The 290-nt window shown below is 33.4% G+C and carries 1 protein-coding gene; it reads left to right on the top strand.

Annotation, left to right across the window (positions count from 1 at the left end; translation table 11 throughout):
• Window positions 1-290, top strand: a 290-nt coding sequence (locus AOA60_RS23570) for a tyrosine-type recombinase/integrase (RefSeq protein ID WP_158235054.1), incomplete at both ends; no start/stop codon positions are given.

The raw sequence follows: 290 nt of genomic DNA, 5'->3' as shown, positions 1-290 counted from the left end.
CTATTTGTTGCTGCCCCAATGGGACCTAAAGGAAAACCAAGACGATTGTCAGCTAGATCTATTGAAAAATTAGTTGAAAAATATGCAGATTCATATGGAAAACCATCTTTATCTGTTCATAAATTAAGACACTCGTTTGCCACAAGATATCATACAGAAATAAATGATGTACCAAAATTACGTCGCCAATTAGGTCATTCATCCATACAAACTACCATGATATATACTCACATAAGTAATGATGACTTAAAGCATGCAGTTGATAAAATGGATATTCCCAAAGATGATGT

Origin of the sequence: Pseudomonas sp. 2822-17 (assembly GCF_002742485.1) — a bacterium.
Taxonomy (GTDB): Bacteria; Pseudomonadota; Gammaproteobacteria; order Pseudomonadales; family Pseudomonadaceae; genus Aquipseudomonas; species Aquipseudomonas cyclaminis.
This window is presented reverse-complemented; position numbering and strand designations above follow the sequence as displayed.